This is a genomic window from Streptococcus cristatus (assembly GCF_003944225.1).
Taxonomy (GTDB): domain Bacteria; phylum Bacillota; class Bacilli; order Lactobacillales; family Streptococcaceae; genus Streptococcus; species Streptococcus cristatus_K.
Genome location: NZ_RJPN01000003.1, coordinates 26202 through 48505, shown reverse-complemented (window position 1 = coordinate 48505; position 22304 = coordinate 26202). Strand labels below are relative to the sequence as shown.

24 protein-coding genes, 1 tRNA gene and 1 other annotated feature are annotated in these 22304 nt (G+C 41.4%); of the genes, 4 read left to right on the top strand and 21 right to left on the bottom strand.

The annotated features are described in order from the left end of the window. Positions 1 to 46 precede the first annotated feature (46 nt). The 5 genes from D8797_RS04650 to gyrA all read right to left on the bottom strand — a co-directional run bounded on the left by D8797_RS04650 (position 47) and on the right by gyrA (position 4921). Positions 47 to 463 carry a ubiquitin carboxyl-hydrolase gene (locus D8797_RS04650; protein ID WP_125379451.1) on the bottom strand — a complete coding sequence of 139 codons (417 nt, stop codon included), beginning with the start codon at positions 461 to 463 and terminating at the stop codon, positions 47 to 49. 85 nt (positions 464 to 548) lie between these two features. Next, on the bottom strand, positions 549 to 965 hold the full coding sequence (locus D8797_RS04645) for a ubiquitin carboxyl-hydrolase (RefSeq protein WP_125379450.1): 417 nt from the start codon (positions 963 to 965) through the stop codon (positions 549 to 551). A gap of 158 nt (positions 966 to 1123) precedes the next feature. After that, positions 1124 to 1546 carry a ubiquitin carboxyl-hydrolase gene (locus tag D8797_RS04640; protein WP_125379449.1) on the bottom strand — a complete coding sequence of 141 codons (423 nt, stop codon included), beginning with the start codon at positions 1544 to 1546 and terminating at the stop codon, positions 1124 to 1126. Between the two features lie 170 nt (positions 1547 to 1716). Further along, positions 1717 to 2463 carry a class A sortase gene (locus D8797_RS04635; protein WP_125379448.1) on the bottom strand — a complete coding sequence of 249 codons (747 nt, stop codon included), beginning with the start codon at positions 2461 to 2463 and terminating at the stop codon, positions 1717 to 1719. A gap of 7 nt (positions 2464 to 2470) precedes the next feature. After that, complete coding sequence (gene gyrA, locus D8797_RS04630) at positions 2471 to 4921, bottom strand: DNA gyrase subunit A (RefSeq protein ID WP_221760757.1); 2451 nt, start codon at positions 4919 to 4921, stop codon at positions 2471 to 2473. Between the two features lie 206 nt (positions 4922 to 5127). Between gyrA and D8797_RS04625 the strand changes: the two genes are divergently transcribed. Further along, positions 5128 to 6114, top strand: a complete 987-nt coding sequence (locus D8797_RS04625; protein ID WP_005591942.1) for an L-lactate dehydrogenase — start codon at positions 5128 to 5130, stop codon at positions 6112 to 6114. Positions 6115 to 6156: 42 nt separating this feature from the next. On the opposite strand, the gene D8797_RS04620 is transcribed toward D8797_RS04625, so the two are convergent. From D8797_RS04620 to D8797_RS04610, 3 genes are all read right to left on the bottom strand, one after another. Continuing rightward, complete coding sequence (locus D8797_RS04620) at positions 6157 to 6579, bottom strand: NUDIX hydrolase (protein ID WP_125379446.1); 423 nt, start codon at positions 6577 to 6579, stop codon at positions 6157 to 6159. 57 nt (positions 6580 to 6636) lie between these two features. Further along, positions 6637 to 6708 (bottom strand) — tRNA-Arg (locus D8797_RS04615). 123 nt (positions 6709 to 6831) lie between these two features. Further along, the gene (locus D8797_RS04610; protein WP_125379445.1) at positions 6832 to 8796 is read right to left on the bottom strand and encodes a peptide ABC transporter substrate-binding protein; all 1965 of its coding nucleotides are present in this window, start codon (positions 8794 to 8796) and stop codon (positions 6832 to 6834) included. Positions 8797 to 9066: 270 nt separating this feature from the next. Here D8797_RS04610 and D8797_RS04605 point away from each other — a divergent pair, with 270 nt between their 5' ends. Further along, a complete protein-coding gene (locus D8797_RS04605; RefSeq protein WP_015605027.1) occupies positions 9067 to 9321 on the top strand; it encodes a metal-sensitive transcriptional regulator in 255 nt (84 codons plus the stop codon). 50 nt (positions 9322 to 9371) lie between these two features. Here the strand turns inward: D8797_RS04605 and D8797_RS04600 are convergent, their stop codons facing one another. The 11 genes from D8797_RS04600 to D8797_RS04550 form a co-directional block, all read right to left on the bottom strand. After that, positions 9372 to 9665: a rhodanese-like domain-containing protein gene (locus D8797_RS04600; protein ID WP_125379444.1), complete on the bottom strand. Its 294-nt coding sequence runs from the start codon at positions 9663 to 9665 to the stop codon at positions 9372 to 9374. Continuing rightward, on the bottom strand, positions 9662 to 11314 hold the full coding sequence (locus D8797_RS04595) for an FAD-dependent oxidoreductase (RefSeq protein WP_125379443.1): 1653 nt from the start codon (positions 11312 to 11314) through the stop codon (positions 9662 to 9664). The genes D8797_RS04600 and D8797_RS04595 overlap by 4 nt, the downstream gene beginning before the upstream one ends. Before the next feature lie 13 nt (positions 11315 to 11327). After that, positions 11328 to 11636 (bottom strand): rhodanese-like domain-containing protein, encoded by a 309-nt coding sequence (locus tag D8797_RS04590; RefSeq protein WP_045497485.1) that lies wholly within the window; start codon positions 11634 to 11636, stop codon positions 11328 to 11330. Positions 11637 to 11766: 130 nt separating this feature from the next. Beyond that, positions 11767 to 12060, bottom strand: coding sequence for a 50S ribosomal protein L27 (gene rpmA, locus D8797_RS04585; protein WP_005590406.1), 294 nt, complete (start codon positions 12058 to 12060; stop codon positions 11767 to 11769). Positions 12061 to 12077: 17 nt separating this feature from the next. Continuing rightward, positions 12078 to 12422 carry a ribosomal-processing cysteine protease Prp gene (locus D8797_RS04580; RefSeq protein ID WP_005590407.1) on the bottom strand — a complete coding sequence of 115 codons (345 nt, stop codon included), beginning with the start codon at positions 12420 to 12422 and terminating at the stop codon, positions 12078 to 12080. Between the two features lie 15 nt (positions 12423 to 12437). Beyond that, positions 12438 to 12752, bottom strand: coding sequence for a 50S ribosomal protein L21 (gene rplU / locus D8797_RS04575; protein ID WP_005591928.1), 315 nt, complete (start codon positions 12750 to 12752; stop codon positions 12438 to 12440). 35 nt (positions 12753 to 12787) lie between these two features. After that, positions 12788 to 12875 (bottom strand) — a sequence feature (ribosomal protein L21 leader region). Between the two features lie 105 nt (positions 12876 to 12980). Beyond that, on the bottom strand, positions 12981 to 13580 hold the full coding sequence (locus tag D8797_RS04570; RefSeq protein WP_125379442.1) for a hypothetical protein: 600 nt from the start codon (positions 13578 to 13580) through the stop codon (positions 12981 to 12983). Between the two features lie 76 nt (positions 13581 to 13656). Further along, positions 13657 to 14871, bottom strand: coding sequence for a tRNA uracil 4-sulfurtransferase ThiI (gene thiI / locus D8797_RS04565; protein WP_125379441.1), 1215 nt, complete (start codon positions 14869 to 14871; stop codon positions 13657 to 13659). Between the two features lie 3 nt (positions 14872 to 14874). After that, positions 14875 to 16017, bottom strand: a complete 1143-nt coding sequence (locus tag D8797_RS04560; protein ID WP_125379440.1) for a cysteine desulfurase family protein — start codon at positions 16015 to 16017, stop codon at positions 14875 to 14877. A 120-nt stretch (positions 16018 to 16137) separates the two neighbouring features. Continuing rightward, entirely contained in the window at positions 16138 to 16968 is an 831-nt protein-coding gene (locus D8797_RS04555) for a pyruvate, water dikinase regulatory protein (protein ID WP_125379439.1), read from the bottom strand. 5 nt (positions 16969 to 16973) lie between these two features. After that, positions 16974 to 17609: a CBS domain-containing protein gene (locus D8797_RS04550; RefSeq protein WP_125379438.1), complete on the bottom strand. Its 636-nt coding sequence runs from the start codon at positions 17607 to 17609 to the stop codon at positions 16974 to 16976. Positions 17610 to 17792: 183 nt separating this feature from the next. Between D8797_RS04550 and ppdK the strand changes: the two genes are divergently transcribed. Next, positions 17793 to 20420, top strand: a complete 2628-nt coding sequence (gene ppdK, locus D8797_RS04545; RefSeq protein WP_125379437.1) for a pyruvate, phosphate dikinase — start codon at positions 17793 to 17795, stop codon at positions 20418 to 20420. A 173-nt stretch (positions 20421 to 20593) separates the two neighbouring features. Then, on the top strand, positions 20594 to 21013 hold the full coding sequence (locus D8797_RS04540; RefSeq protein ID WP_125379436.1) for a DUF6556 family protein: 420 nt from the start codon (positions 20594 to 20596) through the stop codon (positions 21011 to 21013). A gap of 173 nt (positions 21014 to 21186) precedes the next feature. On the opposite strand, the gene D8797_RS04535 is transcribed toward D8797_RS04540, so the two are convergent. Together D8797_RS04535 and D8797_RS04530 are read right to left on the bottom strand one after the other, a co-directional pair. Continuing rightward, complete coding sequence (locus tag D8797_RS04535) at positions 21187 to 21675, bottom strand: prolyl-tRNA synthetase associated domain-containing protein (RefSeq protein WP_125379435.1); 489 nt, start codon at positions 21673 to 21675, stop codon at positions 21187 to 21189. Between the two features lie 12 nt (positions 21676 to 21687). After that, positions 21688 to 22272, bottom strand: coding sequence for a uracil-DNA glycosylase family protein (locus tag D8797_RS04530; protein ID WP_125379573.1), 585 nt, complete (start codon positions 22270 to 22272; stop codon positions 21688 to 21690). Positions 22273 to 22304: the final 32 nt, after the last annotated feature.

Here is a 22304-nt window from a genome sequence, read left to right as displayed (position 1 = left end):
ATTACGTGCTAATTCTTTATAATCTTTTTCAGTAATTTTCGACATATTATGTACCTAAATTATATATTACTTCAATTCCTTCAAGTGTCTCAAAATCAGTCGGTTTTTCCTTTTTCATTAAAGTCTTCTCACCTTTTTTATAGACTAAACTATAGCCATTATCATAATTGTCATCTAAAAACGAACTAATACTAATATTATCATTCACTTTTAGAAAAACACTTCTAGACTGGGCAAATTCTTTTCTAGAGACATCTGTGAACTCAATTTTATTAATCCCTTCATAGTTATTCACTAAAAACAAAGCTAGATTTTTTTCTTGTTTTTGAACTTCTTTTTTCTCTTCTTCTGTCAATGTAACTTTCTCTTTCTGTCCTGTTTTTTTCTGCTGACTACAGGCGCCGAGTGTTCCCAACCCTAAAACTCCAATAAAGACTATCAAAAGTAACTTAGATATTTTCATAAATACTCCTTTCTTTATGCAGCGTCATCAATAACTTGAAATTGACGATTTCATACCTCAATTATATTATCTTTCTATAATCAATTTACTTTTCCTCATAATATATCACTTCAATCCCATCAAGACTGGTTAATTCCGTAGAATTTTTCTTTTTTATTAAATGAAAATCACTCGGATCATAATCAACAGAATATCTTTCACTATCATCGTTAAATATAATTGGTTTTATATAACTATCATCATTGACAATAACACTTATTGAATCTGCTATCCCTAATCCTCCCCTGTGAAATTTATCAAACTTAATCTTTTTCACATCCTCGTAATGATTCACCAAATACAAAGCTATTTTCTCTTCCTCTTTACGAAGTTCCTTTTTTTCTTCTTTTGTCATAGTAACTTTCTCTTTCTGTCCTGTTTTTTTCTGCTGACTACAGGCACTGAGTGTTCCTATCCCTAGAAACCCAATAAATACTATCAAAAGTAACTTAGATATTTTCATAAATACTCCTTTTCTTTATAAATCTCAAAATCTTCAACTATACTACCTATAGCATATTTTAATAAAAACAATCATATATCAAGCAAATTTGTTCGTTCTTTGGTTCAAGTNGTAAGCCTCTTTTGCTAATTTATTATGATTTTTATCTGAAATGGAGATCACCTTTCTATCTCCTCATAATATTTAATCTCAATATTTTTTAGATTATCTAATTGAGTTGGCGGATTCTTTTCATTCAGATGAAAGTTCTCAGGATTATAGCTAATAATATACTCGCCACTTGGATCTCCTAAAGTAATTGGTTTTATATAATTATTTGAATTTATCTTAACAGATATAGAATCCCCCGTCCCAAAACCACCTTTATAAAAATTTACAAATTCTATTTTTTTCACATCTTCATAATGATTCACCAAATACAAAGCAATTTGCTCTTCTTCTTTATGAAGTCTCTTTTTATCTTCTGCTGTCATTATGAAATCAAACTTCATTTCTGCTGTTTTGGACTGGCTACAGGCAGTGATATTTCCTAAACATATAAATGTTATAAAAAATATTAAAAGTGATTTATATATTTTCATGATAATTTCCTTTCTTGACTAAAAGAGTACCATACTAACATAAGTATAGCACAATCTAATAAAGAAGGCATATTCTTTGAAAGCGTTCTAGTATCTGTTCGTATATTATTTTAGTTTTATCAATTAAAAAACGAAGTAACAAAAGTTACTTCGTTTTACAATATTTCTTATTATAGCTGCATTTGATTATAAGATTGACTGAAAGCATCTAAAATATCTTTTGGTGCCTTGTCATAGTCAATCGTACTTTCAAGCGTACCTTTGACAATGGTTCGACTGGTTGCTGCCGCATCTTCACATGTGACTAAAGTGATCTCAGCAACTCCCTCTGTGTCATTGATGACATCCACGCGCTCTGGCGCGACACTTTCTATACTAGAAATCGTATAAGTATAGATCTTATCCTTATCCGTGATATAGATTTTCATCCCTATTTTGGCACGATCTAGCGGTGAAAAGAGCATGTCACTGGCTCCAGTAATTCCAAAGACGTGGTGGCTGGCTAAGGCATAGTTTCCTTGTCCCATTTGTTGATCTTCTTTCATAGTGCCAGCACCATAGTAAAGGCCAACATTATCCAAACCTTTGAAAATTGGCAGATTCATCGAAACTTCAAGAATTGAAATGCCACCGATAACTGGCAATTTTTGAGCCTGCCACTGAGCATTAATCACCGCTTCTGTAGAAAGAGATTGGACATCGCTAAACTCGAAACTTGACTCGACTGCCTTATTCTGCTTGATTTCTTCCTTAGAGACCTTGCTAACCTGGTATTGATTCGTGTGCCAAACCATGATCATATTTCGGATAGACGAGTTGAAAATCAGAGCTAGGGAAACTAGAAATAAAAGGAAAACCGCGCAGTTAATGATGAAATTTCTGAGCTTGAATTTCTTCTTAGATTTCTTCACATTCATCCTCCTCTTACTCTACTTCTTCCTCATCGTCTTTTTCATCAGGCGCAACCGTTGTAAAGGTAACAATCTGAGCATTTTGGTCCAGACGCATAACCTTCACTCCCATAGTTGAGCGGCCTGTCTGAGAAATATTAGCCACACTGGTACGGATAATGACACCTGTATTGGTGATAATCATCAAATCTTCTTCGCCAGTGACGGTCATCAGACCAGCGAGAGGTCCGTTCTTATCAGTGATATTGGCTGTTTTTATCCCTTTACCACCACGGCCCTTGGTTGGATACTCGCTAGCAAGAGTTCGCTTACCATAGCCTTTTTCGGTAATGACAAGCACTTCGTCTCCCTCAGTAATCACACCTGCTCCAACGACCTGGTCGCCGTCCCGCAGATTGACTCCGCGAACACCAGTCGCACTACGGCTCATGCTCCGAACAGCTGTCTCATTGAAACGAACAGAATAACCAAACTTAGTACCAATAATAACGTCTGCAGCGCCGTCCGTCAGAAAAACATTGATTAACTCGTCTTCATCTTTCAAATTCAAGGCCTTGAGACCGTTTTGACGGATATTAGCAAACTCTGTTACGCTGGTTCGTTTAACCACACCTAGACGGGTTGTAAAGAAAAGGTAGGAATGATCGCTACTGTCCTGCTGGACGTTAATAATGGTCTGAATGTTCTCTCCTTCATCAAGCTTCAAGAGATTGACCACTGGCAAGCCCTTGGCTGTCCGGCCGTATTCAGGAATTTCATAGCCCTTGAGACGATAGACTCGGCCTTTGTTAGTAAAGAAGAGCAGTCTATCGTGAGTGCTCGTTGAAACCAGCTCTTTGACGAAGTCATCATCTTTGACACCAGTTCCTTGAACACCGCGTCCACCACGTTTCTGAGCAGTGAATTCAGCCTGATTCAGACGTTTGATATAGCCTTTATTAGACAAGGTAATCAAAACATCCGCTTCCTCAATTAAATCTTCATCTTCAAGTGAAAGAACTTCTCCTACCATCAGCTCAGTTCGGCGGTCATCCGCATATTTACGCTTGACCTCGTCTAACTCTTCCTTGATAATAGCGACAACGCGCTCTGGCTTAGCCAAGATATCAGCTAAGTCCGCAATCAAGGCAATCAGCTCGTCATACTCTGACTGAATCTTATCGCGTTCCAAACCAGTCAGACGACGCAGACGCATGTCGAGTATAGCCTGACTCTGGCGCTCAGACAGCTCAAATTTAGCCATCAATTCAGCCTGTGCTTCTGCATCTGTCTCGCTATTACGGATGATGCGAATCACTTCATCAATGTGATCCAGCGCAATCAGCAAACCAGCTAAGATGTGTGCTCGCGCTTCCGCCTTTTCTTTATCAAAGGCAGTCCGTCGAGTCACCACTTCCTTTTGGTGCTCAATGTAGGCCAACAAAATCTCACGCAGAGACAGAATCTTCGGCACTCCATTTTGAATGGCCAGCATATTGAAGCTGAAATTGGTCTGCATCTGAGTCAACTTGAAAAGGTTATTTAGAATGACATGGGCAGAGGCATCACGGCGAACCTCAATAACAAAACGGACCCCTTCACGGTTGGACTCATCACGAACAGCTGTGATACCGTCAATGCGTTTTTCCTGCACCAGACGAACGATGTGCTCATGGACCTTAGTCTTATTAACCATGTATGGAAACTCGGTTACGACAATTCGCTCTCGGCCATTTTTCATCTCTTCGATTTCAGTGCGAGAACGAAGAACAATTGAACCCTTCCCTGTTTCATAAGCCCGGTGAATACCAGACTTACCCATAACCAGTGCACCTGTTGGAAAATCTGGTCCAGGCAGGACTTCCATGATGTCACGAGTCGTTGCTTCTGGATTGTCCATAACCAGCTTAACAGCATCAATAGACTCACCAAGATTATGAGGTGGGATATTAGTCGCCATCCCAACGGCAATCCCTGTCGCTCCATTTACAAGCAAGTTAGGAAAGCGAGCAGGAAGAACTACCGGTTCTCTCTCGCTGGCATCATAGTTGTCAATATAGTCAACAGTGTTTTTATTAATATCACGAAGCATCTCCAGAGCAATCTTGCTCATACGTGCTTCTGTATAACGCTGGGCAGCGGCCCCGTCTCCGTCCATCGAACCGAAGTTTCCATGGCCGTCTACCAGCATGTAGCGATAGCTCCACCATTGAGCCATCCGCACCATCGCTTCATAAATAGAGGAATCGCCATGCGGGTGGTATTTACCCATGACATCCCCTGTGATACGAGCTGATTTCTTGTGAGGCTTATCAGGCGTAACGCCTAGCTCATTCATGCCATAAAGAATCCGGCGATGAACCGGCTTAAGACCATCGCGAACATCTGGAAGAGCCCGAGCCACGATAACACTCATTGCATAATCGATGAAACTGGTCTTCATTTCGCTGGTCAAATTGACATCTACTAAGTTTCTATCTTGCATTAAAAAATGCCTCATTTCAATATTAAATCACTATCTCATTATACCACATTTTAGCTATATTTTCAGTATTTAAAACCGAATATAAAAACGTTTACATAGCCTTTTAGGGGTCAAAATACCACGGTGAGCCGTGACAAACTGTATCAAAAGTGGTAGAATGTAATTGTATGGGGAAAACCCCAAAAATAATAAGGAGATGTTTAGAAATGACTGCTACTAAACAACATAAAAAAGTCATCCTTGTTGGTGACGGTGCCGTAGGTTCATCTTACGCTTTCGCGCTTGTTAACCAAGGAATTGCACAAGAGCTTGGAATTATCGAAATTCCACAATTACACGAAAAAGCTGTAGGTGATGCGCTTGACCTTAGCCACGCCCTTGCCTTCACTTCACCTAAAAAGATCTACGCAGCTCAATACTCTGACTGTGCAGACGCTGACCTTGTTGTTATCACTGCGGGTGCGCCTCAAAAACCAGGTGAAACTCGTCTTGATCTCGTTGGTAAAAACCTTGCCATCAACAAATCAATCGTAACACAAGTTGTTGAATCAGGTTTCGATGGTATCTTCCTTGTTGCTGCTAACCCAGTTGACGTTTTGACTTACTCAACTTGGAAATTCTCAGGCTTCCCTAAAGAACGCGTTATCGGTTCAGGTACTTCACTTGACTCAGCTCGTTTCCGTCAAGCACTTGCTGAAAAATTGGATGTTGATGCTCGTTCAGTCCACGCCTACATCATGGGTGAGCATGGCGATTCAGAATTCGCTGTTTGGTCACATGCAAACATCGCAGGTGTAAACCTTGAAGAATTCCTTAAAGATACTCAAAATGTTCAAGAGTCTGAATTGATCGAATTGTTCGAAGGTGTTCGTGATGCTGCTTACACAATCATCAACAAGAAAGGTGCTACATACTACGGTATCGCTGTAGCCCTTGCTCGTATCACAAAAGCTATCCTTGACGATGAAAATGCTGTACTTCCACTTTCAGTCTTCCAAGAAGGCCAATACGGTGTGAAAGATGTCTTCATCGGTCAACCAGCAGTTGTTGGTGCACACGGTATCGTTCGTCCAGTAAATATCCCATTGAACGATGCAGAAACTCAAAAAATGCAAGCATCTGCTAAAGAATTGCAAGCAATTATTGACGAAGCTTGGAAAAATCCAGAATTCCAAGAAGCATCTAAAAACTAATCAGAAAAAACATCTCCTGATAAAAAAGGGGGTGTTTTTTTGTTATCTTATGTGGAATCTATCAGAAAAAATATCAATTAAATAAGGAACAATCAGCTCTCCCTCTAAGTCCTCCAAAGAAGAAAGCCAAATAAAGTCTGTATGCTCTTCTGGATCCAATAGGATATCGCGCTGCTCTATAATCTTAGCCTCATAAACCAAGCGTGTAAAAACAGCATTTTTTCTTGAGTCAAACTGACTATCTTCATGAATGATCTTATCAATCCGAATCTTTTGATTAACCTCTTCCATAGCCTCGCGTAGAGCTGCTTCTCTGGGGAGTTCGTTCTCTTCTACGCTTCCGCCAGGAATATCCCAATAAGATGGATAAACATTAGGAAGCCCACGCTTTATTTTTGAGCGTTTGATCAGCAAATACTGCCCATTCTTCTCAATCAAGGTATGGGCGATTAACTTCACCACCATAGCTGTCTCCTCTCTTAGAAAACAAAAAAGGACTCTCTCGAGTCCAAGCTTCAGTCATCCACCCTGAGAGAATCGAACTCCCATCTCAAGAACCGGAATCTTACGTGATATCCATTACACTAAGGGTGGCAACTTATTTATTATAACTAATTTTTCACAAAAAAACAAGCCTAAATAGCTCCTTTTACGAAATTTCTAATCTAGATCAAATCAAAAAGATTAACTTTCAAAGAAAGTTAATCTTTTAATCTCTTATTTCTTTTCAATATGATCTGCTAGTTCTTCTTGGGCTTTTTTGTTAGATTCCAACGTTTTTTCTTGCCATTTTTTCTTAGCTTCTTCATATTCTTTGGTCGTTACAATCTCACTTCTGAGTTTTGTATATTTAAAATTGAAGGGAGATCCCTTGATTCCAACGAGTGAATAGGCACGACTGAAAGGTTTGGACTTACTTACAGAAGGACTACCGCCTCCTGAAATGGTCGGCATGATAATCCCACTATCAAGCAACCAAGCTTGTGCATCCGCATATTTTTCATAGCGAACTTTCACATCTGTTGTTTCAGCATTTGCTTCTTCCAACATCTTAGTATAAGTGTCCAAGCCCAGCTCTTTCATCTTGTCCATATCTTGGCCTGGCTCAAAGCCAAAGTTTTGCAAGCTAGCGCCATTATTTACATTTAGAGTATCTAAGTAGGTAGATGGGTCTTGATAGTCAGCTGACCAGCCCCCTGTATAGAAGTCATAGTCCTTTTGAGCTGCAGTATTTGCAAAATAGGTGATGTTGTTCAAATCATCCACACTAATCTTCTGCAGGTCAATCACTACATTTTCTGCACCCAAGGTTGATTCAATTGATTGTTTTACTGAACTTGCCCATTGGATACTCACCTTGTCAGCCTGGTCTACAGGAAGGTCCAAATGAATTGGGAATTGAACTCCCTTAGACTCTAAAGCTTCCTTGGCTTTAGCGAATCTTGCCTTAGCTTTTTCTGGATTATAATAAGCATCTTGAGCATCTGTCAGATCGATATTCGCCCATTCTGTACCATAATTCACTAATTTAGAGGAAACGACTTGGCCAAATGTTTGATCGCCAATTTGAACAAATGTTGGTGGAACAAGCGTATTTCTCAACAGCTTGGTAGCTCCATCTTTACCATTACTTTGCGCACCATAAGAAGTCCGGTCAAGGGCAAAATTGACGGCCTGACGGAAGTCCTTATTTAAAACCGCTTCTTTTGTTGCATTCTTTTGATCATTACTTGTTTTGGAAGTGTGATTGTATGATTGACGGTTGAAGTTGAAATTAAAGTAATATGAGGTCGCATCCTGTGGGCTATAAAGGATATTGTCCGCATATTTCTTCTTAACTGCCGCAAATCCTGAAGTATTCGGATAGAGACGGGCACCACTATAAGCACCATCACTGAAGTTGCGAATTAAAGATTCTTGGTCTGATCCATCATAGTAGGTTAATTTGACATGTTCTAGACTGACCTTGTCTTTATCGTAATAATTTGGATTCTTAACGAATTCCATAGACGATTTAGAGGTCAAAGATTTCAAAAGGAAAGGACCGTTGTAAAGAATACTTGATGGATCAACAGAACCAAAATCTTTTCCTTTAGACTTCAAAAATTCTTCATTGACAGGGAACAAGATATTATTCGTAGTTTTAGAGTTCCAATAAGGCTCTGGGCGTGTCAGCGTGTATTGAACAGTATAATCATCTACTGCCTTCACTCCGACTTTTGAAAAGTCTTTTTCGTCGCCTTTGACATAGGCATCCAAGCCACTAATCGAGTCTTGAATCAGGTAAAGGGCTTCAGACTTCTGGTCAGCCACATATTTAAGTCCAGTCACAAAGTCTTGAGCTTTCACATTTGCAACTTCTTCGCCATCAACATTGAACCACTTAGCATCCTTACGAAGCTTATATGTGTAAGTCAGGCCGTCTTGAGAAACTGTCCATGATTCTGCAAGAGAAGGAACTAGATTTCCATATTCATCATTTTCCAAAAGACCATCTACAAGGTTTGTAATAACGTCTGATGTAGTTGCACGGTTAGTGGTCAGGTAGTTCAAGCTATCTGGATCACTGGCATAAACATAAGAATATGTAGTTGTGCTGGATGAAGATTTGCCACAAGCTGACAAGAATACTCCTGCACTGAGTACCACTCCAGTAGCTAAAAGCATTTTTGATACTTTCATAAATACACCTCCAAAAATTGAGAGAAAAGTCCAAGAATAAGAGGATCGGAAATAAAGATAAGCCCTTATTTTATTTAGTATTCTCTTAGTTCAATTTCTATGTTATATTTTATAACATAAGCTATTATACCAGAATTCTGATAAAAAGTAAATAGAGGAATCAGAGAGTGATTATGGAAAATTTCTGAAAACTACCTCCAACCAATCCAATTGACAAATATACAGATTAAGCATATAATAAACTCAATGTAAACAAACGAGGAAATCACCGTGAATTCTAATTATATTACCCGCCTCAAGCGCTCCGAGGGACAGTTAAGAGGCATTCAAAAAATGATTGAAGAGGACAGGGAATGTTCAGATATTCTCACACAGTTATTAGCCGTCCGCTCCAGCGTTGACCGTGTTATTGAGATGGTTATTACTGAGAATTTAACGGATTGCCTAGAAAATCCATCTGATGATCCGAAAAAGCAAAGGGAAAGAATAGAGAAAGCTATTCATTTTCTGGTAAATCGAAAATAAGAAGAAGAGGAAAAAAGGATTCAAGCAACGACTTGAATCCTTTTTATCTTTTATTCCGTCTCTCCAGACCAAGCGTTCATGCCACCTGATACGTTGGTCACATCAAAGCCCTGCATGGCAAGAAATTGGCAAGCAGTCGCTGAACGTGCACCTCCTTGGCAAATGACATAGTATTTGTAGTCAGGATCCAGCTTTTTATAGCCAGTTTCCAACTCACTAAGCGGAAGATTTCCAGCATTTGGGATATGACCCGCTTGAAATTCATGTCTTTCGCGCACATCTACGATGGCCAATTTTTCAGATTGATACTGCTTTTCTAAGTCAGCCACTGATATAGTTTTCATTTTTCTACTCCTTCTGGTTTTACCATTTTATACAAAGCATAAGCTCCGTCTAGATTTTTCACTGCAAATCCTGCTTGTTTTAAGATTCGCTCGGCAATATAGCTGCGCAGACCGCTGTGGCAGCTCACGATATATTCTTCTTCCTTATCCAGCTCAGCCAAGCGTTCTCTGAGTTCATTCAGAGGAATATGGACTGTCTTGTCCGCCTTTAAGCGTCCTTGCTTAAATTCATTGAGCGTCCGAACATCTAAAAAGACTTTCCCGCTTGCCAACTCGTCTTCCAGCTGGTGCCATTGGATATTTTCACTCAAGCCTTCCGCTAGATTCATAGCTGCATAGCCCAGCATATTGACCAGATCCTTGGCTGAGCCAAAAGGTGGTGCATAGGTGAACTCCAGCTCTGGCAAATCAAAAATCGTGAGATTGCCCTTGATAGCTGTCGACAGAATATCAATCCGCTTATCAACGCCTTTTTTGCCCACACCTTGAGCACCATAGATTTTTCCAGTTTTTGGCTCAAAGAGCAATTTCAAGGTCAAGTCAGTCGCACCTGGATAGTAGCCTGCATGATCCTTACCGCTGACATGAATCGCTTGATAAGGCAGCTGATTTTGCTGAAGGAAACGCTCGTTCAGGCCTGTGGAAGCGGCTGTCATATCAAAGATACGCACAATAGCCGTACCAATGCTTCCCTTATTCTTCCGCTCCAAGCCAGCAATAACATCTGCTACCTGACGACCTTGTCGATTAGCAGGCGAAGCTAGGGCAATCAGGGCATCTTCACCAGTGATTTCCTGCTTGACAAGGATAGCATCGCCGACTGCAAAAATATCTTTCTGGCTTGTTTCATAATGCTCGTCGACCAAGATGCCCCCACGAAGACCAGTTTCAATCCCTGCTGCCTTAGCCAAGCTATTTTCAGGCTGGACCCCGACAGAGAGAATGGTCACATCTGAAGCCAATTTTTGACCATCTTCCAAGACGATTATTTTGCCATTTTCTTCGAAGCGAGTAGCTGACTGGGAAGTAATGACCTTCACTCCCTTGTCCGCTAATTCAGCTTGGACAAAAGCTGCCATTTCCTCATCCAGCGGTGGCAAAACATGCGGCGCTTTTTCTACGATTGTTACATTCAAGCCACGCTTGCGTAGATTTTCAGCCGTTTCCAGACCGATAAATCCAGCACCTACGACAACAGCCTCTTGTGGCTCTTTATCCAAGGCTAACATGATCTGATCCAAGTCTGGAACATTGCGCAAAGTGAATACATTATTTGCTTCTGAAAGTCCTTCAATCTCAGGAATAAAAGGCTTCGCCCCCGGTGAAAGAATCAGCTTGTCATACTGCTCTGTGAACTCTGAACCGTCATGAGCCACCGTCACCGTATGATCTTCAGGCGAAATTTTCACCACCTCATGAAAAGGTCGCACATCCAAGTTAAAACGCGCCTTGAGACTTTCAGGTGTTTGAACCAAGAGAGCATCTCGCTCAGCAATTTCACCAGAAATATAATAAGGCAGACCGCAGTTCGCAAAAGATACAAAAGGACCTTTTTCAAAAATCACAATTTCAGCATCTTCCATCATCCGTCTTAAACGTGTTGCCGCAGACATACCGCCTGCAACTCCACCAACGATAATAATTTTCATTGTTTAACCCCTTCTACTTAATGGTTTTCCCTGTCCAAGCGCTCATACCACCGCGGACATTTACAACATCATAGCCCTTTTTCTTCAGCTTTTTCGCTGCCATCTTGCTCCGCACGCCTGAATGGCAAATAACGTAAATCGTCTCCTTTTTAGCTGGAGCAAATTGACCAATTTGGCTCAAAGGAATATTCTGGGCCTCTTTGATATGTCCTCTACGAAATTCGGATGGTGTCCGTACATCAATTAGTTGGATATTGGACTTCAATCGCTTCTCCAACTCATCCGTTGAAATACTATCTATTTTTGTAAAAAAATGAAACATATTTTTTCTCCTTTATACCCCTATAGGGTATATTAAAACACTAAGAAGAGAAAATGTCAAGGAAACGATTTCAATTTTTACCAAAAATAAAAATCCCGATCTTGAGACAGGGATTTTTATCAATAATGAATTATTTCGCAATTGGATACACTGATACTTGTTTCTTATCGCGACCTTTACGTTCAAAGCGTACTACACCTTCAACTTTTGCGAACAATGTATCGTCTCCACCACGGCCAACGTTAACACCTGGGTAGATGTGTGTACCGCGTTGACGGTAAAGGATAGATCCTCCAGTTACAGTTTGTCCGTCAGCTGCTTTAGCTCCAAGACGTTTTGCTTGTGAATCACGTCCGTTTGACGTTGAACCTCCACCTTTTTTGTGGGCGAAAAGTTGCAAGCTTGCAAGATTCATTTTTAACATAGTGTTTTTCCTCCGTGTTAGTTTTCTGTGATAACTCTGGTTTGGACGAACTCAGAAGAGTTCTCCGATAAGTTTGCCATTCCCAAGAAAAATGATTCAAAGAAAAGCTGAGTCATTTCTCTCTGATGCGGCGGAATATCCATAGGGATTTCTACTCGTAAATATCCGCCTTCTTCTTCGTTTAATTCTAGGATTGGTTCATAGCCTGCAAATTTTTCAATTGAATTGATGAAATTTATGGCAAGCGTAGAAACCGATGCACACACGACATCAAAGCCGTATTCGCCACTTCCGGCGTGTCCAGTAATTTCCGCACTCCTCAGCTCGCCATCTTCGGCTTTCTCAAAGACTGCCTGTATCATGTGTTCTCCTGTAAATTAAGCGTTGATTGCGTTGATGACAACTTTAGTGTAAGGTTGACGGTGACCTTGTTTGCGGTGGCTACCTTTTTTAGGTTTGTACTTGAAAGTAACGACTTTCTTTTGTTTTCCTTGTTTTTCAACAGTTCCAACTACAGTAGCTCCAGAAACAAGTGGAGTTCCGACAACAGTTTTATCACCACCAACAAGAACAACTTCGTTAAATGTCACTTCTTGACCAGCTTCAACATCCAATTTTTCAACGTAGATAGCTTGACCAACTTCAACTTTAACTTGTTTTCCGCCAGTTTTAATGATTGCGTATGTGCTCATTATGCACCTCCTATGATTTATTGGGGTTTCCCCGTATTTTTGTGAAGACTCGCCTAGCATCGTGGGACGAACCACTTTATACTCACTATGTGAGCAACGATGTTCGAGCGGTTGCACAGGCCGTGCATAGTCAACATTCTTAGTATAGCACTTCTACTAACCTTTTGCAAGTAATTTCATTTAATGAAAACGGATTTTCCACTAAATATCCTCATTCTGTACTTCCATTTATTTAAAATATACAATCTGCCCTTCTTGATTGACATACACCTCAATAGCTTTCGGAGGCTTCAAATGTTTTTTTGCTGATCTGGCAAGACTTTTATTACTATCTGAAACATTAACCTCTCGCTCTTTTCCATCAACGTTAATAGTAAAGGTAATACGAGAATAGGTAGACTTACTTCTTCCAGTCTCGGTATCAACACCAGTCACTAAAGCCGTTTTTAGCTCGGTTATCTGATTAGTAAAATAATGATAGCGCCAAATACCATTGGTCATTCGATAGCCTTCATAAGCAGGAAAGATAAAAAACATAAGAAGAACGCTAATTATTGTAACAAAAATAGCTCTGCCCGTACCTTTTTGGCTTTCACATATAGTATTCCATTTATTTCTCATGGCCTTCTTGACAGAGCCAGCTTCCTTAATGTCTTTATGATATCCCCAAAATAAGAGAGCATACAAGCTTAGGAAAATCTGGAAATGAACTAAGAGACCAATAAAATAAGTCCAACTGGGAATTCCAAACAGCAAAGCATTATCTTGTCCATCTTTCCAAGACAATGCTCGCATGAGCCCACTTAAGAAATAATCCCACTCGTTCATAAATATCCCCTTTTATCTTCAGCATCAATGGAAATAGCTTCCAGATTCTTTTAGCAGAAAGATACTCCGTAAACTCTTATAACAAGTCCTCAATCAGCTCATCAACTTCATCAGTCTCTGCCTGTGGTCTGATTTCTGTAATCATGATGCCTGCAACAGCGCGTTCTACCAAGCCTTCAACATCTAAGCGAGCTTCATACTGCTCGGCATTCTTGATTTTTGGATTGGTTTTAGGCCGGTCAGGCGCAAAAATAGTACAGCAGTCTTCAAATGGCTGGATAGAGATTTGGAAAGTATCGATTTTTTCCGCAATCTCAATGATTTCCAGCTTATCCATGGTCACGACTGGACGGATAACTGGTGTATTGGTTACAGCGTTGATAGCCTGCATACTCTCGATAGTTTGACTTGCCACCTGACCAAGACTTTCTCCATTGATAATGACTTGACCGCCCCGCTCCTCCCTAATCCGGTCTGTAATGCGCATCATAAAGCGACGGGTCAGTGTCATCAGGTAGGCTTCAGGAGCCTTGGCTTTGATCTCCTCCTGAATTTCTGTAAAAGGAACTTCGATAAACTGGATATTACCGCCAAATTTAGTCAGTTTTCTTGTCAAATCTTGAGCCTTTTTCAACGCGCCTGGACTGGTGTAAGGCGGACTAGCAAAGTGAACCGCCTCGATATCCACACCGCGCTTGAGAGCCAGATAGCCCGCCACTGGTGAGTCAATGCCGCCAGACAGCATGAGCATACCCTTGCCTGAAGTTCCAACTGGTAGTCCCCCAGCACCACGAATCGTCTCATAAGAGATATAAGCCGCTTCTTCACGAATCTCAACGCGCAGCTCAATATCCGGCGCTTTCATCTTGACCTGAACATTGGGAATGGCCTCAAAAACAGCATCCCCCAATGTCTGATTAAGCTCGCGGCTATCCAATTCAAAACTGTGGTCACTGCGCTTGCTAGAAATCTTAAAAGTCATGCCCTCTTGATAGACTTCCTTCATGATAGATTGGACAGCTTCGATTAGGGCTGGCACAGATTTTTCAACTTTGTAAGACGGCGAGAAATTCTGAATCCCAAAAATCTGCTTGAGCGATTCAGCGACCGGCTGATAGTCTGTTCCATGCAGATAGACATGGGTCCGGTCGCGGTCAGCCTTGACATGGACCTGCGGATAGACTGACAAAACAGCCTGAATATTGCGTTTGAGTTTGTTGATAAAGCGCATGCGGTTCTTGCCCTTGGTAGAAAGCTCACCATAGCGCACCATAATTTCTGAATATTGCATTGTTTACCTTACTTTTCTGGTTTTTTCGTAAATGATTTTAAAAGTTGTCAAAAACTGCTCCATCTGGCTCATATCATTGTCAAGATCCAAACTGATACGGACAGCGGTCTGAGCGAGAGAATTTTCGACCCCCATAGCGATGAGGGTTCCCGCTGGCTTACCAGCCTTGGAAGAACAAGCGCTGGTCGTCGAGATATAAATCTCGTAGTCTTCAAAAGCATGGACGACAACTTCCCCGCGGACCCCCTTGATACCAAAGGTCAGGATATGAGGCGCAAAATCTTCCATGGCTGAGAAAATCACCACATCTGGATACTTCTGCAGCTCTTCAAGGAGAATCGCCTTCATCTGTGCCGTCCGCTGGGCAAATACTTCTTGCTTTTCCATGGATAGACGCAGAGCTTTGGCTGTGGCAGCAATGCCAGCTAGATTTTCTGTCGTTGAGCGCTTGTTCGACTCCTGGCCGCCACCTGTCAAGAGAGGACTGATTTTCTTGCCAGACTTGATATAGACAAATCCTACGCCCCGAAGACCGTGAAATTTGTGACTGGAGAATGTTGCAAAATCCACGCGATCCGTCAGATAAGCAGTTGTTGGAATCTTCGTAACAGCCTGTACAGCGTCTACATGAAAGGAAATAGTTGGCTTATCTGCTAGCAGTTCAGATATCTTATGAATGGGCTGAATACTGCCGATTTCGTTATTGACAGCCATAATAGAGATTAGAGTGGTATCTGGTCGAATCAACTCCGCTAGCTTATCTACCTCAACAAAACCAGACTTATCGACTGGTGCAAAATCGACTTCAAATCCCTGACTCTGCAACCAGAGAGCTGATTCTTTAACCGCTGGATGCTCGATGTTAGATACAATGATGTGTTTGCCAAAAGGAATCTTTTCAAAAGCAACTCCCTTAAGTACCCAGTTATCCCCCTCTGTCCCTCCAGACATAAAAAAAATCTCCGACGAAGACTTGCCTAAAAGCTCTGCTATTTGCCGACGAGAGGCTTCTAAGAGACGAGTCGCCTGACTGCCCAAACTATGCAAGCTAGAAGGATTGCCCCAGATTTTAGAAGCCACTTCTGTGTAGGTGGCCAGCGCCTCTGGATAAGGCTTGGTTGTCGCTGAATTATCTAAATAAATCATCTTTTTCCTCTGTATTTATCAGTAAAAATCAATACTCCTATTGTAACACGAAACGAGCCTAGGGACAAGAAAAGGGCGCAGTTCCTACCTGATAAATTTAGGAACCGGCCCTGAAGACGATTACTTCGCCTCGCCAATCATATCTAATTTTTTTAAATAATCCTCAATTAGGAAAGCTGTCTCTTCAATTGATTTATCTGTAATATTGATGACCTCCGTCTGATATTTTCTAAAGACTTCTTTGGAATAGTCTAATTCCTGATAAATCTTTTCCAAATCTGTGTAACTGGTCGAGTGGGACAAGCCCAACGAATTAAGACGGTTGCTACGAATTTTGGCTAATTTTTCTGGCTCACAGACCAGACCGATCATCCTACGCTTGTCCACCTTGTCTAAAACTTGAGGAAGCGGAACTTCTGGAATCAAAGGCAAATTGGAAACTTTGTAGCCCTTATTGGCCAAAAAAATGCTGAGAGGAGTTTTTGAAGTCCGTGAAACTCCTAGTAGAACTAGATCCGACTCCAAAAACCCCTGCGGAGATTTGCCATCATCATACTTTACTGCAAACTCAATCGCTGATATTTTATTAAAATATTCCGTATCCAAACGGTGCAAGGTTCCTGGTATCTCAATCGGGCTAATCCCAGTCTTTTCTCCTATGATTTCAAAGAAAGGGTGCATGAGATCAATGTAGGCTAGCTTGTGGTTTTGGCTAAATTCTCTAGCTAGTCTAGCTAATTCTCCATTTACCAAGGTACTGATGACCAAGGCATCATCTTTTAAAGCATCTTGCAAAATTTCCAGCAATTCTTGCTCCTTGTCTATAAAAGGAAAACGGTAACTATTATTAAATGTCAAATCTGGATACTGCGCACTTACAGCTGACAAGAGTCGCTGCGAGGTTCCTCCTAAAGAATCCGAAATGCTATATACAATAATTTCTTTCTTCATTGTCACTACTCCTGTCTCTTTACTTCCGCTTGGCGCGCTTCCTGAATGATATAGTCTAGCAGGGCTGTCTTAGTCACCGTTCCTAAAATCTTGCGCTCATTATCTTTCTCTACCACAGGCAGGGAGTCAATGGCAAAATCCTGCAAAAGAGCGGCCACCTCTAGTATATTCATATCCTTATGGCAGGTTCTAAGATGAGGCATCCGCGTCATACAAACTGCAATAGGCGTTGTTCCTATACTACTGGATAAAGCCGCTCGTAGCAAATCCTTGCGCGAGACAATTCCTAAGAGTAGCTTCTTTTTATCAATGACATAAAGAACATCCGCGTCATACATAAAGAGCCTTATCACCGCATCCTGTATGGAAGTGTCTTGAGACACCAAAACGGGAGAAATCATAATATCTTCCGCTTTCTTGCGAAAAGTATCAAAGAAAAACAAGGTTTCTAAATCATTCCCTGAATAAGTATAGCCAACCTTTGGCGTCGCTTTTAAAATGCCAACCAGCGTCAAAAAGGACAGGTCTGAGCGTAAGGTTGCTCTAGAAATCTCCATCAATTCCGAAATCTTTTCCCCGCTGACGGGCTGCTCTTTCTTGACAATGTCAACAATCTGCTTTTGACGTGCTGATAATTCCAATACAATATGTCTCCTTTTTAGAGATAGAATACTTTATTTTCATATTTTTCTGTCATATTATATCATATTTTTATCTTATATCAATGAAATATAACGTTTTTTTCCATTGACAAATATATGTGATGTATATTAGAATATAAACCAGATATATATGACACATTTTTATCTATTTGGAGGTAAGATATGACAAAATGGATTTATTCCTTTGAGGAAGGACGAGCCGATCAAAATGCTCTTCTGGGTGGTAAAGGGGCCAATCTGGCTGAAATGACCAATTTAGGATTGCCAGTTCCGCCGGGATTTACCATTACGACGGAAGCCTGTATGCTTTTTTTAAATAAGCCTTCCTTTTTTGAAGAAACATTAAGAGAGAATGTTTTGCAGGCTATTTCGGAACTGGAGCAAAAAACCGGCCAATACTTCTCAGGGAACGAAGAGGAACAACTGCTAGTCTCTGTGCGTAGTGGTGCCAAGTTTTCTATGCCTGGTATGATGGATACGATTTTAAACTTAGGATTAAATGACCTGCGAACCCAAACCTTGGCTTCCAAAACCAATATGGCTTTTGCTTACAACTGCTACCGCAGGCTGCTCCAGATGTATGCAGATGTCGTTTTCCAAATTCCAAAAGAAGACTTCGATCAGTTGCTCTCCTATTTTGAGAAGAATGCTGGTAAGACTGCCAACGACTTTAGTTTGGAAGAGCACCAAGCTCTCATTGATCAGTACAAGCAACTGTATCGCGAGCATTATCAGACTTTTCCTCAAAATCCTAAGGAACAACTCTTCGCTGCTATCAAAGCCGTTTTCCGCTCTTGGAATAACCCACGCGCCCAAGTCTATCGCAAGCTCAATCAGATTCCAGAAGATTTAGGAACCGCCGTTAATATTCAAGTCATGGTCTTTGGCAACTTTGATCAAGAAAGCGGAACTGGAGTCGTCTTCACTCGAAATCCAGCAACAGGTCAAAAAAGCCTCTTTGGCGAATTTCTTTTAAATGCCCAAGGAGAGGATGTCGTTGCTGGTATTCGCACACCCGAGCCCATTCAAAATCTGCCAGAAAAGATGCCAGAAGCCTATGCTGCTTTTGAAGAATATGCCCACATCCTTGAAGATCACTATAAAGATATGCAGGATATCGAATTTACAATCGAAAAGGGCAAGCTCTATATCCTGCAAACCCGTAATGGTAAGCGAACAGTCAAGGCTGCTTTGAAAATCGCTCTGCAATTAGTAGAAGAAGGCAAAATAGACAAGTCCGAGGCCATTCGTCGGATTAGCCCTGCTCATATCAATCAGCTGATTCACCCCGTCTTTGATGAAAATAAGCTCCAGCAAGCGACAATTTTAGCGCAAGGATTGCCAGCCAGTCCCGGTGCTGCAACAGGAAAAATTGTCTTTACTGCCAAGCGAGCCAAAGAACTACATGAAGCTGGCGAAAAAGTTGTGCTGGTCCGCCAAGAAACTTCTCCCGAAGACATAGAAGGAATGATTGTCAGCCAAGCAATCGTCACTAGCCAAGGTGGAATGACCTCACACGCGGCAGTTGTCGCCCGAGGGATGGGAACCTGCTGTGTCGCAGGATGTGGAGATCTACTTGTCCAAGAAGATAGTAAGACCATCCAGTGCGGAGATATTTTGCTCAATGAAGGAGATATTCTATCCGTAGATGGTCGGACTGGTTTTCTTTATCTGGGTCAAATCCCGACGGTCTCTGTAGAAAATGATCAGGATCTGCAGCTCTTGCTGACTTGGGCTGATGAAATAGCTAAACTTACAGTCCGCGCCAATGCTGAAACGATTCAAGATTTGCAAACCGCTATTAACTTTGGAGCGCAAGGCATTGGACTGGCACGAACCGAGCATATGTTTTTCGGTGAGGAAAGAATCCTGCAAATGAGGAAATTAATTCTGGCCGAAAATGAAATAGAAAGACGGGAAGCACTTGCCCATCTCCTTGATTACCAAGCAGAAGACTTCTATCAGATGTTCCATACTGTTGGCGAAAAGCCTATGATTGTCCGCCTACTGGATCCTCCTATGCACGAATTTCTCCCTAAAGACCAGCTGGAAATTGCCCTGCTGGCTGAAAAGCTCAATAAAAAAGCTAGTCAACTAGAAAGAAAAATCACGCAATTGCAAGAAACAAATCCTATGCTAGGCCATCGCGGCTGTCGCTTGGGAATTACCTTGCCAGATATCTATAAGATGCAAATAGAAGCTATCTTTAGCAGCGCGATTCGACTGCAGCAAGAAGGAAACCCAGTTCATCCTAAAATTATGATTCCGCTGATTGCTACAAAATCAGAGCTTGTCTATCTAAAAGAGTTGCTCATCAAGCATATCGAATGGATTTTCAAAAAGTATCAATGCCCGCCATTCCCATATGACATCGGAACAATGATCGAACTACAGAGAGCCTGCTTCATTGCTGATCAGCTAGCTGAAGAAGCCGACTTCTTCAGCTTTGGAACCAATGACTTGACGCAGATGACTTTTGGCTTTTCAAGGGATGATATCGGAAAATTCCTCAATGATTATAAAGAGAAAAAGTTGCTGACGCAGGATCCCTTCCAAAGCCTTGACCAAGATGGTGTCGGCCAATTGATGAAATTGGCCATTGAAAAAGCTCGCCAAATAGATCCAACCTTGTCCATCGGAGTTTGTGGCGAAGTTGGCGGTGATCCAGCTTCCATTCCTTTCTTACAAGAAATCGGAGTCACTTATGTCTCCTGCTCCCCTTATCGAATCCCAGCAGCTCGGCTAGCTGTAGCCCAAGCTGCCCTTAATTCTGAAACAACTCCAAAGTAGCTCTAACATTTTGATAAAACCAACAGCTCTAAGAGGCTTATCTCTCCGCCTTTTGGAGCTGTTTTCCCTTCATTCTTTTGTGTGCGTTTTCATTTAAAAAATTCAGATTTTTGGAAGACTTTTCTAAATAAAAGACGTATAATAAATTAAGAACGAAAAGGAGCGACTTTTACATGGAAAACTATTCTCGCAAAGAAAAAAATAACAGCACTTCAAATCGAAAACCAGCTAGTCAGCATATTAAAACTGGCTTTTCTGCCCTACAAAAGACTATTGCTACAATTGCCAGTCTTCTATCAATCGTCATTGCTTGCTTTACCATCATGAACCTTATGAACAACAATGACTCAAAATCAAAAACTGATACAGGCAACTCGACTACGACTACTACCATCATCAAAGAGGTAGAAAAAGAGTCTACATCTGTTAGCTCGACTCCAACAGAAACTTCTGTTGCTACTGAGACCGAAACATCCTCAAGCTCTTCAAGCGCAGAAACGAATACGAGCCATACAACTCCTTCCACTGATAGCAGTTCGACAAGCCAAGACCAGCATTCAACAACAGAGTCCAGCACTCAATCATCCAACTAGGAACATTTGGAAGAGTGCCCCTTATCCAATCTGTCCAAGAAAGCCTGAGTGTCACTCAGGCTTTTTTCTATTGCCAACCTTATTTTACTATTTGAGAAAAATTCTTGGCCTTTCTCTGATTTTTGGAGCCAAAAAAGCTGTGAGTCCAAGAAGCCTCATAGCTTTTCCAGAAATCAAAGTTCCAAAATTTGATAATCATAGCCCAGATGAGTCAAGAACTTAAAAAGATTTTGGGTTGCGAGAAAAATCGTCTTTTCATTGGTATTGGGATGGAAAGTCATGATATCCTCTGATACAATGTCCTTGTCAAAATAGACCTGAATGTCTCGCTCTGGATTATTCAGAAGCCCGAAGGGCGATACCGTTCCTGGTGGCAATTCCATTTTTTCAAAGAGAGAATCCGCTGAAGCCATGCGAATGCGGTTGGCTGAGACCAAGTCTTTAAACAAGTCCATATCCAGACTTTTCTTGTCATCCATAATCAGAAGATAATATTGAGTTTTCTTCTTATTGGTCAAAAACATAGACTTAGTCCGGACTCCTTCGATTCCTTCGATATAAGAGTCAGCTTGCTCTGTTGTAAATGCAGGCGGGTGCTCCACCACATCAAAGGGGATCCCCAACTCTTGCAACTTGTTAGCGACTTGTTGATAAGCATCCATAGTTTTCCTCCTTTATTGATGGATAATCTTTTGTACTAATGCTTGCAATTCTGGCACCACTTCTGCCTCAAACCAAGGATTTTTCGCCATCCAGATTTGGTTGCGGGGCGATGGATGAACCAAGGGAAAAAAGTCTGGCAGGTAGTCTTGATAATGCTGGACCGTCTCGGTCAGCTTAACTGTACCTTTTTGATGCAGATAGTATTTCTGTGCATACTGGCCAATCAAGATAGTCAACTCAATATCTGGTAGGAGCTCTAAAATCGGCTGGTGCCATTTGTCTGCAAAGCCCTTGCGAGGCGGTAAATCTCCAGACTTGCCATGCCCTGGGAAATAAAAATCCATGGGCAAAACCGCAAAATATCCAGACTGATAGAAAGTTTCCTCATCAACACCCAACCATTCTCTCAAGTGATCACCACTCTTGTCCTTCCAGTAAAGCCCTGCCTGCTGGGTTTTCAGCCCCGGTGCTTGACCAACAATGTTAATCCGAGCATTCTTAGGCGCCGCAAAGAGTGGAGTGATCCCCTGTTCTGTGAAAGCTTTATTCTGTGGGTCAGCTATAATGGCCTTGGTAATATCTTCTATTGTCTGCATCATATTTCCTCCCTTGAAAAGAAACTCACCTG